Here is a 14262-nt window from a genome sequence, read left to right on the forward strand (position 1 = left end):
CGCGGATCCTCCGGTGGTCAGCGCCAGGGCCGACGCGGGTTGTGGCCCTGCTGGGGGATCTTTCCGAGGTCACGGGCGTTGCTCAGGTCCGTCTCCACGGTGGCCGCGACCGAGCGGACGACGTCCGACCCGAGGACCTCCAGCGACCGGCCGAGTTGTTCCCACGCGCGCAGCAGCGTCTCGGCGTAGCCCTGGTAGTGCTTGTCGAAGGCGGCGCCGATGTCGTCGCGGCCCCAGGGTCGTTGGGCGCTCGCAGTCGCGATCGGGTCGCCTGTCTCCCGCCGGGCCGCGCTCATCGCCTTACCGGACAGGGTCAGGTCGGCGCCGCCGCGCCGGGCCCGGTCCGGGTCCAGCCAGATCTCTCCCCCGGCCACCTGTCACTCGCCGCGTGCCAGCACGGCGTCGGCCCGGCCGAGCAGCGCGCCGAAGTCATTGGTACGCAGGAACTCGACCGACGGTGAACCCGGGGGCAGATAGCCGGAGACCAGCTCGCGGGTGGCGGTGACAGCGGCCGTGGAGGCGCGCAGCACGGTCTCGGTGATCTTCCGGCTCAGCCCTCCGGCATCCCGGTCCCGGAAGACGGCAGGGCTCACCTCGACGCTGATCAGCTCGCCTCGCGCGCCGACCACAGCGGTCACCTGACCGTCGTCGGAGCGTTCGGTGACCCGCAGCTCGGCCAGTTTGACCTGAAGTTCGTCCAGACCGGACCGCAACCGCTGGTACTGGCCGTACACCTCGTCGAATCGCGCGCGTAGTGCACGGTTCGCATCCCGGTCCGCACTCTCGGCCACCGCCGCACCCCTTCCGTCACCGTGGGTAGGCCCGACCATACCGGGTGCCACGAAATCCGTGGGGTCCGGTAATTTCAAGTGGTGATCGAGCGACAGCAGGCCGAGCAGATCGCCTCGGTATGGGCCCGGCGGGACTCCGACCGCCTCGGTTTTCCCTGCACGCCGGTGGTCGAGGAGTTCGACCTGGGCTACGTGGTGCTGTCCACCGTGTCCGCCGATGCCCGGGCGCTGCCCGGCGACCTGCCGACCACAGTCATCGACAAGGAGACCGGCGAGGTCTCCACCTGGCCGCGGATTCCGGCACCGGCGGTCGAGGCGTTGTACCGGCAGCAGCGGCCCGATGAACCCCGTGCGCCGCGCGCCGTCGACCCGGCCGCCCAACTGCTGCGCGAGTTGACCCGGCTGCCCACGCCGGGCGCGGCGGCGCACCTCACGCTCGACGGCCGCCGGCACGTCGCGCAGGGCGCCAAAGGAGATGTCGAGGTCCGGCACCATCCGCTGGTGCAGTCCTACCTGGACGACCTGACCCCGGGCCATCTGGTGCGGGGCGGCGAGCGGCACGCCGAGATGATCGTGGTCTCCGACGCGCTGTACGAGCACGACCACCGCCGGGCCGCCGAGGGTCTGCCGCCACTGACCATCGAGGACGCCCGCGACCTGCTCGGCACCAGCCGGATCGAGAGCTTCCGGGTGCGCGAGCCCGGTGACCCGGCGGGCGGTCCGGCCGACCTCCGCTGCGAGTCGTGCATCAGATTCCTCGTGCACGTCAACGTGCTTCCCTGGCCGGAACTGGCCTACGCCGAGGAATGGCAGTCCGAGCCACAGACACCCCCCGAGCCCGGCCGGTTTCCCACCGAGGTCGCGAACGCGCTGGTGATCGCCGGTTGGCGCCCGCACTTCGGCGACGAGGTCTCCGCCGCCACCTCGGTCCGTAAGGTCACCGAGGTCAGCGGCACCAAGCACACCCATGCCTCCTTCCCCGCCGCGCTGGCGACACTCACCGCCTTTCCCGGCCTGGTGACCGCGCGCCAGGGTCCGGGCGAAGCGGTGTGGATCTCGCGCTTCGAGATACGACCGCGAAAGGTGGCGCACAGCGCCGACTCTCTCGCCGACTTCGGCGCGGTCATCGGCGCGCGCCTCTTCCCGCTCGGCAGCGAACGTCAGGAGAGCATCCTCGCCGTCGACGAGCACGGCCGGATCTTCGCCCTCGACCAGGCCGGCGAGTGGTTCCTCGGCGCCGACATCGACGCCGCCCTCACCACCCTGCTGCTCGGCCGCGCCCCCGCCCGGGTCCGCGACGACGGCACCTGGTGAGGCCGAGCGATCAGAGAGGCACGCCCGTCAGCACCATCACCCGCGGCTCGGTGTAGTCGTCCATGGCGCTGCGCAGCCCTTCCCGCCCGACGCCGGAGCCCTTCATCCCGCCGTACGGCATCTGGTCGGCCCGGTACGACGGCACGTCCCCGACGATCACACCGCCCACTTCGAGCGTGCGGGCGGCGTCGAACGCCACGTCGAGCCGGTGGGTGAAGACGCCGGCCTGCAGGCCGTACGCGGAGTCGTTGACGGCGGCGAACGCGGCCCGGTCGTCCGCGACCGGGGCGACCACCAGCACCGGTCCGAACACCTCCTCGGCGCACACCTTCGCGTCGGCGGACACGCCGCTGAGCACGGTGGGCGGGTAGGTGGCGCCGTCGCGCCGCCCGCCGGCTTCGACAACCGCGCCGGCGGCGACAGCCTCGTCCACCCACGTCTCGACGCGCTGCGCCGCCTCGACCGACACCAGCGGGCCGACGTCGGTCAGCTCGGCGCGCGGGTCGCCGGTTCGCAGCGCCTGTACCGCCGCGACGAGCCGGGGCAGGAAGCCGTCGTATAGCCGTTCGTGCACGTAGACGCGCTGCACCGCGATGCAGGACTGCCCGGCCTGGTAGTTGGAGAACGTGGCGATGCGCTGTGCGGCGAACGTCAGGTCGTCGTCCGCCGACCAGTCCGCGCAGATGACCGCTGCGGCGTTGCCACCGAGTTCCAGCGTGACGTGCTTGTCCGGGGCGGCCCGGCGGATGGCCGCGCCGACCGGCCCGGAGCCGGTGAACGACACGACCGGCAGGCGCGGGTCGGCGACCAGTTCGGCGGCGCGCTCGTTCGGTAGCGGCAGCACCGAGAACATGCCCTCGGGCAGGTCGGTCTCGGCCAGGATCTCGCCGAGCAGCAGCGCGGTGAGCGGGGTGGCCGGGGCCGGCTTGACCACGATCGGCGTACCGACGGCGAGCGCCGGGGCGACCTTGTGGGCGACCAGGTTGAGCGGGAAATTGAACGGCGTGATGCCGAGCACCGGCCCGCGCGGCACCCGCCGGACCAGGGCGATCCGGCCGGTGGCGGCGGGGTCGGTGTCGAGTCGTTGCAGGTCGCCGGAGAAGCGCCGGGCCTCCTCGGCGGCCCAGCGGAACGTGGAGACCGCGCGCCCCACCTCGGCCTTCGCCCACTTGACCGGCTTGCCGTTCTCGGCGGTGATCAGCGCGGCGACCTCGTCGGCCCGCCCGGCGAGCCGGCGGGAGACGTGGTCGAGGGCGGCCGCGCGGGCGTGCGCGGGCAGGGCCGCGGCCTCCGCTGCTACCCGGGCGGCCCCCGCGACTGCGGCTTCGACCTGGTCGGCCGTGGCGAGCGTGGTACGCCCCACCGGCTGCCCGTCGTACGGGTGGGTGACTGTCAGCTCGTCCTCGCCGTGGGCGGGGCGACCGGCGACGTAGAAGGCTCTCGGCTCCACGACCGGCAGCCTAGACCACAGGCGCTCACGCGGAAACAGTTGCTCAAACCCTTGTCTGCCTCGGATTTAGTAGCCAAGATGGCAGTCAGATTGCGATAACCTCCGCTGACCCTCTCCCCGGCCACCTTCACGGAGACTTCTGATGAGCGACCAGCAGCAGCTGCGCAACTTCGTCAACGGCGAGTACGTCGACCCGGTGGACGGCGGCTACGCCGACCTGATCGACCCGTGCACCGGCGAGGTCTTCGCCCAGGCCCCGGTCTCCGGCGCGGCGGACGTGGACGCGGCGATGAAGGCCGCCTCCGCCGCGTTCGAGACCTGGCGCGACACCACCCCGGCCGAGCGGCAGCGGGCGCTGCTGAAGTTCGCCGACGCGGTGGAGGCGCGGGCCGCCGAGCTGGTCGACGCCGAGGTCCGCAACACCGGCAAGCCCCGGCAGCTCACCACCGAGGAGGAGCTGCCGCCGGCGGTGGACGAGCTGCGCTTCTTCGCCGGCGCCGCGCGTCTGCTGGAGGGCCGCTCGGCCGGTGAGTACATGGCCGGGCACACCTCGTACGTGCGGCGCGAGCCGATCGGCGTATGCGCCCAGGTGACGCCGTGGAACTACCCGCTGATGATGGCGGTCTGGAAGATCGCCCCGGCCCTCGCCGCCGGGAACGCGGTGGTGCTGAAGCCGTCGGACACCACGCCGGTGTCGACGCTGCTGCTGGCCGAGATCGCCGCCGAGCACCTGCCCCCGGGTGTGTTCAACGTGGTCTGCGGCGACCGCGACACCGGCCGTACGCTGGTCTCCCACCCGACCCCGCAGCTCGTGTCGATCACCGGCTCGACCCGCGCGGGCATGGAGGTCGCCGCCGCGGCGGCGCCGGACCTGAAGCGGACGCACCTGGAGCTGGGCGGCAAGGCCCCGGTGGTGATCTTCGACGACGCCGACGTGGCGGCGGCGGCCGAGGCGATCGCGATGGGCGGCTACTTCAACGCCGGTCAGGACTGCACGGCGGCCACCCGGGTGCTGACCGGGCCGGGCATCCACGAGGACTTCGTGGCCGCGCTGACCGAGCAGGCCCGCAACACCCGTACCGGCGCGCCGGACGACGCCGACGTGCTCTACGGCCCGCTGAACAACGCCAACCAGCTCGCCCGGGTGAGCGGGTTCGTGGACCGCCTGCCGGACCACGCGAACGTCACCACCGGCGGGTCGCGGGTCGGCGAGCGCGGCTTCTTCTACGCCCCGACCGTGGTCTCCGGCGTACGCCAGGCCGACGAGATCATCCAGGACGAGGTGTTCGGGCCGGTCATCACCGTGCAGCGTTTCTCCGACGAGGACGAGGCGGTGCGCTGGGCCAACGGCGTGGACTACGGCCTGTCCGCCTCGGTGTGGACGCGCGACCACGGCCGGGCCATGCGGATGACGCGGCGGCTGGACTTCGGCTGCGTCTGGGTGAACACGCACATCCCGTTCGTCTCGGAGATGCCGCACGGCGGCTTCAAGCACTCCGGCCACGGCAAGGACCTGTCGGTCTACAGCCTGGAGGACTACACCCGGGTCAAGCACGTCATGCACAACATCGAGGGCTGATCGCGATGGCCACCAGCGAGGAGCTGCACAAGCGCCGGGTCGAGGCGGTGGCGCGGGGCGTCGGCAGCACCATTCCCGCGTACGTGGACCGGGCGGGCGGCGGCACGATCACCGACGTGGACGGGCGGGAGTGGATCGACTTCGCCGCCGGCATCGCCGTCACCAACGTGGGCAACTCCGCGCCGCGTGTGGTCGAGGCGGTACGCGCGCAGGTCGAGCGGTTCACCCACACCTGCTTCATGGTCGCGCCGTACGAGTCGTACGTGGCGGTCTGCGAGCAGCTCAACGCGCTGACCCCGGGTGGTTTCGGGAAGCGCTCGGCGTTGTTCAACTCCGGCGCCGAGGCGGTGGAGAACGCGGTGAAGATCGCCCGGCACGCGACCGGGCGGCCGGCGGTGGTGGTGTTCGACCACGCGTACCACGGCCGGACCAACCTGACCATGGCGCTGACCGCGAAGAACATGCCGTACAAGCACCGGTTCGGGCCGTTCGCCGGTGAGGTCTACCGGGTGCCGATGTCGTACCCGCTGCGCGACGGCGGGCTGGACGGCGCCACCGCGGCGGCCCGCTCGATCGAGATGATCGAGAAGCAGGTGGGCGCGGAGAACGTTGCGGCGCTGCTGATCGAGCCGATCCAGGGCGAGGGCGGTTTCGTCGTACCCGCTGAGGGTTTCCTGCCGGCGCTGCGCGAGTGGGCGACGGCGGCCGGGGTGGTGTTCGTCGCCGACGAGATCCAGACCGGTTTCTGCCGCACCGGCGACTGGTTCGCCTGCGAGCACGAGGGCGTCGAGCCGGACCTGATCACGCTGGCCAAGGGCATCGCGGGCGGGCTGCCGCTGGCGGCGGTGACCGGCCGGGCGGAGCTGATGGACGCGGTGCACGTCGGCGGTCTGGGCGGCACGTACGGCGGCAACCCGATCGCCTGCGCCGCCGCGCTCGCGTCGATCGAGACGATGCGGGAGCTGGACCTGGCCGCCGCCGCGCGCCGGATCGGCGCGGTGATGGGTGAGTGGCTGCGCGCGATCGCCGCCGGTGACCCGCGCGTGGCCGAGGTACGCGGCCGGGGCGCGATGCTCGCCGTGGAGATCGTCGTACCGGGCACGTCGACCCCCGACCCGGCCGCCACGGCGGCGATCTCGGCGGCCTGCCACGCGGCCGGGCTGCTCACGCTGACCTGCGGCACCTACGGCAACGTGCTGCGGTTCCTGCCGCCGCTGGTCATCTCCGACGACGAACTGGGCCGAGGGCTGGACATCCTGGCGGCCGCCTTCGGCTGACCCCCGACGTGGAACACCATGGGCCGATCATCCCCAGGACCGGCCCATGGTGTCCCACCCCGGAATTCAGCGAATCAGCTCGACGGTGTTGCGCCGGACCAGGTTCTTGCCCGGTTCCCGGATGGCGTCCATGGCGGCGGTGTTGAGCAGCACGCAACTACCGGACGGCCCGGTGACAGTCACGGTCACCGCCTTGTTGTTGTCCAGGTTCGTCACCCGCAGCCGGGTGCCGAGCGGAAACTGACCGCTGGTGGCGGCCGGCGCCCCACCTTCGGCGAAGAACGTGAGCGCGCCGGAGCAGACGCTGCCGCCGATCGGCTGCGCGGCGCCGGGCCGGGTCTCGCCCGGCTGGGTGCCCGGGGCCGGAGCGGCGCCGCCGTCGAGGCGTTCCACCACGTTGCGGCGGATGACGTTCTTGCCCGGCTCGCGTACCAGGTCCATGGCGGCGGCGTTGAGCAGCACGCAGCTACCGGACGGCCCGGTGACCGTCACCGTGGCCACCTTGCGGTTGTCGAGGTTCGTCACCCGCAGGCGTGTGCCCACCGGGAACCTGTCGCTCGTCGCGGCCGGCGGGCCGCTCTCGGCCGAGAAGGTCACCGACCCGGCGCAGGCCGACCGCCCGACCGGCGCGGTGTCCGCGAATCCCAGTCCGGTTCCCACCGAGACCGCCACCGTGGCGGTCACCGCCACGATTGCCGCCATCGCGTGCTTACGCTGCACCCTCACGTTCTCTCCCGTCGTCGCTGTCGTTCCCCGCGTGGTACGGACGGGAGGGCCGGAACGTTCACCTGAGCCGACGGGCTACAACGGACCGTAACGGGTGTGCGGCGCCCCGGTCATCAGCGCCCAGTACCTGTCGCCGTAGGACCAGTGCCACCACTCCGTCGGGTAGTTCACCATCCCCGCGCCGCTCAACGCCGCCACCAGCACGTTCCGGTTGCGCCACGCGCTCACCGGGATGTGCCGGGCGGCGGTGAAGCAGGCGTCGGCGCTCTCCTCGGGGGTGGCGTCGAGCACCGTGCCCATGTCCAACTCCATTCCGTCGGCGTCACACAGCGTGAGGTCGACTGCTCCGCCGGTGCTGTGCGGGGCCACCTCGACCGGCGACACGAACTTGGTGGTCTCCCGGTGCAGCCGGTCCGCCGGCCAGTCCGGGTGCCGCCGCCGCAGCTCGTCCCGGTAGCCGGTGAAGATGTCGAGCTGCGCCCGGTACGGCCGGTAGCCCTCGACCACGAGCAGGCGCAGCCCGGCCGGCAGCGCGCGCTGCGCGGCCAGCAGGCGGTCCGCGACACCGCGCCGCACCCGCGCGTACGCCCCGGCGGGGTCGGCGGCCCGCGCGTCCACCCGCAGCCCGGGCACCTCGCGCAGGTCAACCAGGGGTTCGCCGTCGTCCCGGCTGGACACGGCGGCGACGCGGGGGTCGGAGAGGAGGATCACGGCGTACCCCCGGGGTGTGCGGTGGACGGCCGGGCCGCGTGCCGGGTGAAGGCGAGCGCGACCAGCCGGTCCACCACCTCGGGGTACGCGACGCCGGACTCGGCCCACACCTTCGGGTACATCGAGTGCGCGGTGAAGCCGGGCAGCGTGTTCAGCTCGTTGACGTAAAGGTCGCCGGTGGTCTCGTCGTAGAGGAAGTCGACCCGGGCCAGGCCCCAGCCGCCGATCGCGGTGAACGCCCGTACCGACAGCTCGCGGATCCGCTCGGTGACCTCGTCCGGCAGCGGGGCCGGGACGATCATCGGGTCGGCGTCGCCGAAGTACTTCTGCCGGTAGTCGAACCAGCCGCCCGCGACCCGGACCTCGCCGACCGCCGACGCCTCGGGCTGCCAGCCGCCGAGCACGCCGCACTCCAGTTCCCGGCCGGTCACGCCCTGCTCGACCAGCACCACGTGGTCGTGCCGGAACGCCTCCTCCACGGCCGCGACCAGGTCGTCGCCGCCTGCGACCCGGGAGATGCCGATCGAGGAGCCCATCCGGGCCGGCTTGACGAACAGCGGCCCGCGCAGCCCGACGACCAGCTTCTCCGGGTCCGCCGCGGCCCGCCAGGTCGGCTCGTCGAACCAGACGTACGGCGTCGTCGGCACGTCCTCGGCGCGCAGCGCCCGCTTCATCGCCACCTTGTCCATGCCGACGGCGGAGGCGAGGATGCCGCACCCGACGTACGGCACGCCGAGTGATTCCAGCAGCCCCTGCACCACGCCGTCCTCGCCGTACGGGCCGTGCAGCACCGGGAACACCACGTCCAGCTCGGCGTGCACGGTGGCCGGGGAGTCGGCGGCGGTGACCGCCACAGTCCCGGCGGCTGCCCCGCGTCGCAGCTCCACCGCCTCGCCGGTGACCGGCAGCCGGTCGTCGATCGCCCGTCCGGCCGCCACCGTGCCGAGGTGCTGCGCGAGCACCGGCTCGGGCAGCAGCCGGAGCCCGCCGGTACGGGTGAGGCCGAGCGCCACCACCCGGTGCCCCTGCCCGGCCAGGGCGCGGGCCACGCCCAGCGCCGAGGCGCAGGAGACCTCGTGTTCCGCCGACGGGCCTCCGAACAGGACACCGATCCGCACTGTCGACCTCATGCCGCAACTCCCACAGTCATCGGGTCGCCCGCCAGCCGGGCCACCAGGTCCGCTTCCACGTTTCCGCCGGTCAGCACCACGCCGACCGTCCGCCGCGTCCCGGCGCCCGAGCTGCCGGGACCGCTCACCTCGTCCAGCCGCAGCGCGCCGGCCAGCGCGGCCGCGCCGGACGGCTCGACCAGCACCTTCAGGTCCAGCAGGAGCAGCCGGAACGCCTCGACGATCGCGTCGTCGTCGACCCGGACCACGCCCCGCACACCGGTGCGGGCCACCGCGAACGGCAGGTCGCCGACGCACCCGGGGCGCAGCCCGTCGGCGAGGCTCGGCGCCGGGGCGACGGGTGTGGGGCGTCCGGCGGCCAGGCTGCGGGCCAGCGAGTCGCACCCGACCGGCTCCACGCCGTACACCTGGATCGGCGTTCCGGCCACGGCCAGGCAGGCACCGGCGATGCCGCCGCCCCCGCCCACCGGCACCACCAGCGCGTCCAGCGGTGTGCCGCGACGCGCCGCCTCCTCGATCAGCTCCAGGCTGGCGCTGCCCTGCCCGGCCACCACATCCGGGTTTTTTTTTACGCGTCGACCAGCGGGTGGCCCTCCACCTCGGCGATCCGCCGGGCGACGGCGAGGCGCTCCTCGACCGTGGTGCCCGCCCCGACCACCCGGGCGCCCGCCGCCCGCGCCCGGTCCACCTTGACCGGCGCGGCGTCCACCGGCAGCACGACGGTCGCGGCCAGCCCGTGCCGGCGCGCGGCCAGCGCCACCGCGACGGCGTGGTTGCCGGTGCTCTGCGCGACCACGCCGGTGTGCCCGGCGGCGGCGAGCCGGCCCACCGCCAGCATCGCGCCGCGCATCTTGTACGAGCCCCCGTCCTGCAGGTTCTCCGCCTTGAGCAGGATCCGGGCGCCGGCCAGGCGGTCGATCACCGGGCTGTGCAGCACCGGGGTACGCACCACCCGGCCGGACAGCGCGCGGGCGGCCTCCTCGACATGTGTGCGGTCCGGCAGCGCCGGCCCGTCGATTCGGGGCATGGTCTCTCCTTCGGGATTCGAGTGGACGCGGCGGCGCGGCAGGTCGAACAGCCAGCGCGCGCCGAGCACGGTGAGGCCGCGGTGCGCGGCGAGGCTGAGCGCCAGCACGAGCGCGGTGAGCAGGACCGGGTAGACGGTCACCAGCAGCGCCCGGCCGGGTCCGCCCAGACCGGCCACCGGCGCGGCGAGGAGCCGGTCGAGCAGCGCCAGCACCGGCATGTGGATCACGTAGACACCAACCGTGCGGCGGCCCAGCCGGGCCAGCGCCGGACCGGCCAGGCGGTGCCGGGCCAGCCGGGCGGCGGCGGTCAGCCCGAACGCCACAGCGAGCACGGAGACGAACAGGTACGCGCCGGGCCAGCTCTGCACGCCGGCCAGGCCCATGGCGGCCAGCCCGATCGCGTACGCCGCGCCGGTGCCGGCGAGCCGCCGGGTGCTCGCGCCGTCCGCCCACCGCGTGAGGTACGGCTTCAGGCGCACCCCGGCCAGGAAGAACACCAGGTTCTGGTAGACCTGCCCCCGGTTGCCGGGGCTGTCCAGCAGCCCGGTGGCCGCCACCGCGGACAGCGCGCCCGCGGCGGTCAGCAGTACCGCCGGGTGGACCCGGCGCAGCGCCTTGGCGAGCACGAAGTAGAGCGCCAGCGCGTACAGGTACCACAGGTTCGACGGCGTCACGGTGAGCTGGGCCAGCAGCTCACCCGGGTCGGTGGCCCGGTCGGTCGGGAAGCCGGGCGCCAGCGCCAGCAGCGCGGTGTGGATCAGCAGCCAGATCGCGTACAGGTAGAGGTTCCGCGTGATCCGGGGCCGTCCGGACACCCGCCACGGGCGGGCCACCGCGTTCGCCGCGAAGATGCCGGAGATCGCGAAGAACAACGGCATCCGCAGCGGCAGCAGCTGCTCGCCGAGCAGCCCCCACGCGCCCGGCACCGGCAGGCCGGCCCGCCAGTCGATGCGCAGGTAGTCCTTGACGACGACGTGCCAGAGCACCACGAGCACGATGCAGGCGCCCTTCGCCACGTCGGCCCAGGCCACCCGGTCACCGGGTGGTGCGCTCCCCTCGGTACGCGTCGGCACTGCGGTCTCCTCTCCGGCCCTCTCCGGGGCAGGCGGCGGTGCCGCCGGTCCGGTCCTCGGGCAGGTGTCATCGCGGGATGCCGCGACGGCGGCTCCCGGAGTCGTATGTGGGGTGGTCAGCCCACGTGGGGCAGGTGGACGTCGACCCGCAGGCCGCCGTCGTCACCTGGGCGGGCAGCGATGATGCCGCCGTGCGCCTGGGTGATGGAGCGGGCGATGGCCAGGCCGAGCCCGGCGCCGCCGCCCTGGTTGGTCCGGTCCCGGGCGAGGCGCCGGAACGGTTCGAACAGCCCGTCGACCGCTTCGGCGGGCACGGCCTGCCCGCTGTTGGTGACGGTCAGCGCGGGGTCGCCGCCGACGGTGACGACGAGCCGGCCGCCCGGGCGGTTGTACTTGATGCCGTTCTCCACCAGGTTGGTGACCAGGCGTTCCAGCAACACCCGTTCGCCGGTCACGATCCGGGGCGACAGCCGGGTCTCGACCGTCACGCCGGCCTCGGCGGCCCGGTCGGCGTACGCGGCCAGCACGCCGCTGACGATCTGTTCGAGGCGTTGCGGGGTGGAGGACCGCAGGCCCTGGTCGCTCTCGCTGAGCGCCAGCAGCCCTTCGATGAGCCGCTCGTTGCGTTCGTTCGTGGCGAGCAGTTGCGCGGTCAGCAGCTCCAGTTGCTCACCGGTGAGCGACTGCGCCATGCCGACCTCGATCAGCGTGCGTTGCACCGCGAGCGGCGTACGCAGTTCGTGGGAGGCGTTCGCGGCGAACCGCCGCTGCCCCTCGTACCCGGCGGTGACCCGGTCCAGCATCGCGTCGATCGCGCGGGCGAGCCCGGCCAGCTCGTCCCGGCCGCGATGCCGGATGCGGTAACCGAGGTTCTGCGGGCCCAGGTTCGCCATCGGGGCGGCCAGGTCGCGCACCGGACGCAGGCACCAGCGGGCCGCTCCCCACACCGCGAATCCGGCGGCCACCAGCACCAGCAGTTGGACCAGCAGCGGCAACAGCGGGACGAACGGGCGGCCCGGTTCGCACACCGCGCCGATGGTGGCCAGGCCGCAGAACCACTGGGCCTGCCCCCACACCAGTTCGAGCAGCGACTTGACCATGTTGGGCACGAAGAACCCGGCGAGCAGGGCGAGCAGCCCGACCAGCAGGATGCGGCGACGGGGGCTCATTCCGGCTCGCCGATCCGGTAGCCGGCCTTCGGCACGGTGTGGACGACCGACGGCTGGCCGAGCTTCTTGCGCAGGGTCATCACCGTCACCCGGACCGCGTTGGTGAACGGGTCGGCGAACTCGTCCCACGCCTGTTCCAGCAGCTCCTCGGCGCTGACCACCCGGCCGCCGGCCCGCATCAGCACGTGCAGGACGGCGAACTCCTTCGGGCTCAGCCCGAGCGGGCGGCCGTCCCGGGTAGCGGTGTGCCGGGCCACGTCGAGCACCACGCCGTGCCGTTCCAGCACCGGCGGCAGCGCCGGCGTGGACCGGCGGCCCAGCGCCTGGACCCGCGCCACCAGCTCGGCGAACGCGAACGGCTTGGTCAGGTAGTCGTCGGCGCCCAGCCCGAGGCCGGCGACCCGGTCCCGGATGCCCGCGGCTGCGGTCAGCAGCAGCACCCGGGTGCCGGCGTCGGACCCGGCCAGGCTCCGGCACACCTCGTCGCCGGTGGCGCCGGGCATGTCCCGGTCCAGCACCGCCACGTCGTACCGGTTGACCCCGATCCGTTCCAGCGCGCCGTCGCCGTCGTAGCAGACGTCGACAGCCATGGAGAACCGTCGCAGCCCCTCGGCGACCGTGTCCGCCAAGAGCCGCTCGTCGTCCGCCACCAGCACCCGCACCTTGCGCTCCCCGTGTCTTCCCTCGTCGTCCGGCACACCTTCGCAGGCCGGAGTTAAGGGTTCTGTAAGCGTCCGCAGCAGCCATCCTCCACGCGGGCCACGCTGCGACAACCGGCGTACGGCCGTCTGGGCCGTTCGTCCGGTCCGCGGGCGGCGCGAGCACCGCTGAAGTGACCCGGATCACGCATTGGCGCTCGGGCGTGAGGTGGGTCACGATGGGTGGAAGGAGGCGCTGGTGGCTGACCCGTGGCTCGCCCTGGAGTTCGGCGCGGATCCGGCGGAGCGGATCGCGCAGGTCGGTGCCGCCCACGAGGCGTTCCTCACCGCCGGCACCACATCCGGCCGGGTCCGGGAGGTGGTGGCCCGTTCCTGGGAGCGGTCCGCGCTGCTCGACCCGGAGGCCACCGCGCCGGTCGACCTCACCGACGACGCGCTGGAGACGTACCGCGCCGCGCACCCGCTCGCCCGGGTGATGCCGCTCTTCCGCGACCTGCTCGGCGGCATCGCGCAGGACGGCGCGCACCTGATGGCGGTCTGCGACGCCGCCGGGCGGCTGCTCTGGGTGGAGGGCCACCCCGGGGTGCTGCGGCACGCCGAGCGGATGAACTTCGTACCGGGCGCACGCTGGGACGAGGCGCACGCCGGCACGAACGCGCCCGGCACCGCCCTCGCCGTCGACCACGGCGTGCAGATCTTCGCCACCGAGCACTTCGTGCGGCCGGTGCAGCGCTGGACCTGCGCCGCCGCGCCGATCCACGACCCGGTCAGCGGCGCGCTGCTCGGCGCCGTCGACATCACCGGCGGGGACCACCTGGCCAACCCGCAGAGCCTGGCTCTGGTCCGGGCCACCGCCCGGGCCGCCGAGGCGTTCCTGGCCGGCGTCGCGCCCGCCGCGCCGGACGTCGCGTACGTGTCGGCGCTCGGCCGCGACGAGGCGGAGCTGCGCGTCGGCGGCCGGCGCATCCGGCTCGGTCGCCGGCACAGCGAGCTGCTGGTGCTGCTCGTCGACCATCCCGAGGGGCGCACCGGGGAACAGCTCGGCCTCGACCTCTACGGCGACGACAGGCGGCACCCGGTCACGCTGCGCGCCGAGCTGTCCCGGCTGCGCCGCGTGCTCGGCGAGGAGCTGCTCGACTCCCGCCCGTACCGGCTGCGCCCGACCGTGCGCGCCGACTTCCGTACCGTCACCGAACTGCTGGAACGTGGCGATCCGGCGGCGGCGCTGCGCGCGTACCGTGGGCCCCTGCTGCCCCTGTCGGACGCACCGGGAGTCGCGCGACTGCGCCGCCTGGTCGACGGCCAGTTGCGCGCCGCCGTGCTGGCCGGCGGCGACCCGGGGCTGCTCGCGGCCT

At 73.6% G+C, this 14262-nt stretch carries 14 protein-coding genes; 4 read left to right on the plus strand and 10 right to left on the minus strand.

Annotated features, from left to right (window positions below; genetic code table 11):
* Positions 1-17: 17 nt before the first annotated feature.
* Together MCBG_RS15145 and MCBG_RS15150 are read right to left on the minus strand one after the other, a co-directional pair.
* On the minus strand, positions 18-374 hold the full coding sequence (locus MCBG_RS15145) for a hypothetical protein (protein ID WP_043326416.1): 357 nt from the start codon (positions 372-374) through the stop codon (positions 18-20).
* A 3-nt stretch (positions 375-377) separates the two neighbouring features.
* Entirely contained in the window at positions 378-791 is a 414-nt protein-coding gene (locus MCBG_RS15150) for a YbaB/EbfC family nucleoid-associated protein (RefSeq protein WP_043326418.1), read from the minus strand.
* A 78-nt stretch (positions 792-869) separates the two neighbouring features.
* Between MCBG_RS15150 and MCBG_RS15155 the strand changes: the two genes are divergently transcribed.
* Entirely contained in the window at positions 870-2105 is a 1236-nt protein-coding gene (locus MCBG_RS15155) for an SUKH-3 domain-containing protein (RefSeq protein ID WP_043326420.1), read from the plus strand.
* Positions 2106-2115: 10 nt separating this feature from the next.
* Here the strand turns inward: MCBG_RS15155 and MCBG_RS15160 are convergent, their stop codons facing one another.
* The gene (locus MCBG_RS15160) at positions 2116-3555 is read right to left on the minus strand and encodes an aldehyde dehydrogenase family protein (protein ID WP_043326422.1); all 1440 of its coding nucleotides are present in this window, start codon (positions 3553-3555) and stop codon (positions 2116-2118) included.
* Positions 3556-3697: 142 nt separating this feature from the next.
* Here MCBG_RS15160 and MCBG_RS15165 point away from each other — a divergent pair, with 142 nt between their 5' ends.
* Positions 3698-5134 (plus strand): gamma-aminobutyraldehyde dehydrogenase, encoded by a 1437-nt coding sequence (locus tag MCBG_RS15165; protein WP_043326424.1) that lies wholly within the window; start codon positions 3698-3700, stop codon positions 5132-5134.
* Positions 5135-5139: 5 nt separating this feature from the next.
* Positions 5140-6411, plus strand: coding sequence for a 4-aminobutyrate--2-oxoglutarate transaminase (gene gabT / locus MCBG_RS15170; RefSeq protein WP_043326426.1), 1272 nt, complete (start codon positions 5140-5142; stop codon positions 6409-6411).
* Between the two features lie 66 nt (positions 6412-6477).
* Here the strand turns inward: gabT and MCBG_RS15175 are convergent, their stop codons facing one another.
* The 7 genes from MCBG_RS15175 to MCBG_RS15200 form a co-directional block, all read right to left on the minus strand.
* On the minus strand, positions 6478-7137 hold the full coding sequence (locus tag MCBG_RS15175) for an RlpA-like double-psi beta-barrel domain-containing protein (protein WP_043326428.1): 660 nt from the start codon (positions 7135-7137) through the stop codon (positions 6478-6480).
* Positions 7138-7212: 75 nt separating this feature from the next.
* Positions 7213-7848, minus strand: coding sequence for a M15 family metallopeptidase (locus MCBG_RS15180; protein WP_043326430.1), 636 nt, complete (start codon positions 7846-7848; stop codon positions 7213-7215).
* Positions 7845-8978 carry a D-alanine--D-alanine ligase family protein gene (locus MCBG_RS15185; protein ID WP_043326432.1) on the minus strand — a complete coding sequence of 378 codons (1134 nt, stop codon included), beginning with the start codon at positions 8976-8978 and terminating at the stop codon, positions 7845-7847. Before MCBG_RS15185 ends, MCBG_RS15180 begins: the two co-directional genes overlap by 4 nt.
* A complete protein-coding gene (locus MCBG_RS34795; RefSeq protein WP_255358607.1) occupies positions 8975-9529 on the minus strand; it encodes a pyridoxal-phosphate dependent enzyme in 555 nt (184 codons plus the stop codon). Before MCBG_RS34795 ends, MCBG_RS15185 begins: the two co-directional genes overlap by 4 nt.
* Positions 9530-9546: 17 nt before the next feature.
* A complete protein-coding gene (locus tag MCBG_RS15190) occupies positions 9547-11079 on the minus strand; it encodes a pyridoxal-phosphate dependent enzyme (protein ID WP_255358608.1) in 1533 nt (510 codons plus the stop codon).
* A gap of 116 nt (positions 11080-11195) precedes the next feature.
* The gene (locus MCBG_RS15195; protein WP_043326434.1) at positions 11196-12248 is read right to left on the minus strand and encodes a sensor histidine kinase; all 1053 of its coding nucleotides are present in this window, start codon (positions 12246-12248) and stop codon (positions 11196-11198) included.
* On the minus strand, positions 12245-12910 hold the full coding sequence (locus MCBG_RS15200; RefSeq protein ID WP_043326436.1) for a response regulator transcription factor: 666 nt from the start codon (positions 12908-12910) through the stop codon (positions 12245-12247). Before MCBG_RS15200 ends, MCBG_RS15195 begins: the two co-directional genes overlap by 4 nt.
* A 235-nt stretch (positions 12911-13145) precedes the next feature.
* Between MCBG_RS15200 and MCBG_RS33030 the strand changes: the two genes are divergently transcribed.
* The coding region (locus MCBG_RS33030) for a sigma-54-dependent transcriptional regulator family protein (protein ID WP_043326438.1) at positions 13146-14262 on the plus strand (1117 nt) is incomplete at its 3' end.

This window comes from Micromonospora sp. M42 (genome assembly GCF_000568915.1).
Lineage (GTDB): Bacteria > Actinomycetota > Actinomycetes > Mycobacteriales > Micromonosporaceae > Micromonospora > Micromonospora chalcea.

Bases quoted from the DNA above. Each gene is read 5' to 3' on its own strand.
- MCBG_RS15195 (WP_043326434.1), bottom strand. From the start codon at position 12,248: ATGAGCCCCCGTCGCCGCATCCTGCTGGTCGGGCTGCTCGCCCTGCTC.
- MCBG_RS15185 (WP_043326432.1), bottom strand. From the start codon at position 8,978: ATGAGGTCGACAGTGCGGATCGGTGTCCTGTTCGGAGGCCCGTCGGCG.
- MCBG_RS15165 (WP_043326424.1), top strand. From the start codon at position 3,698: ATGAGCGACCAGCAGCAGCTGCGCAACTTCGTCAACGGCGAGTACGTC.
- gabT (WP_043326426.1), top strand. From the start codon at position 5,140: ATGGCCACCAGCGAGGAGCTGCACAAGCGCCGGGTCGAGGCGGTGGCG.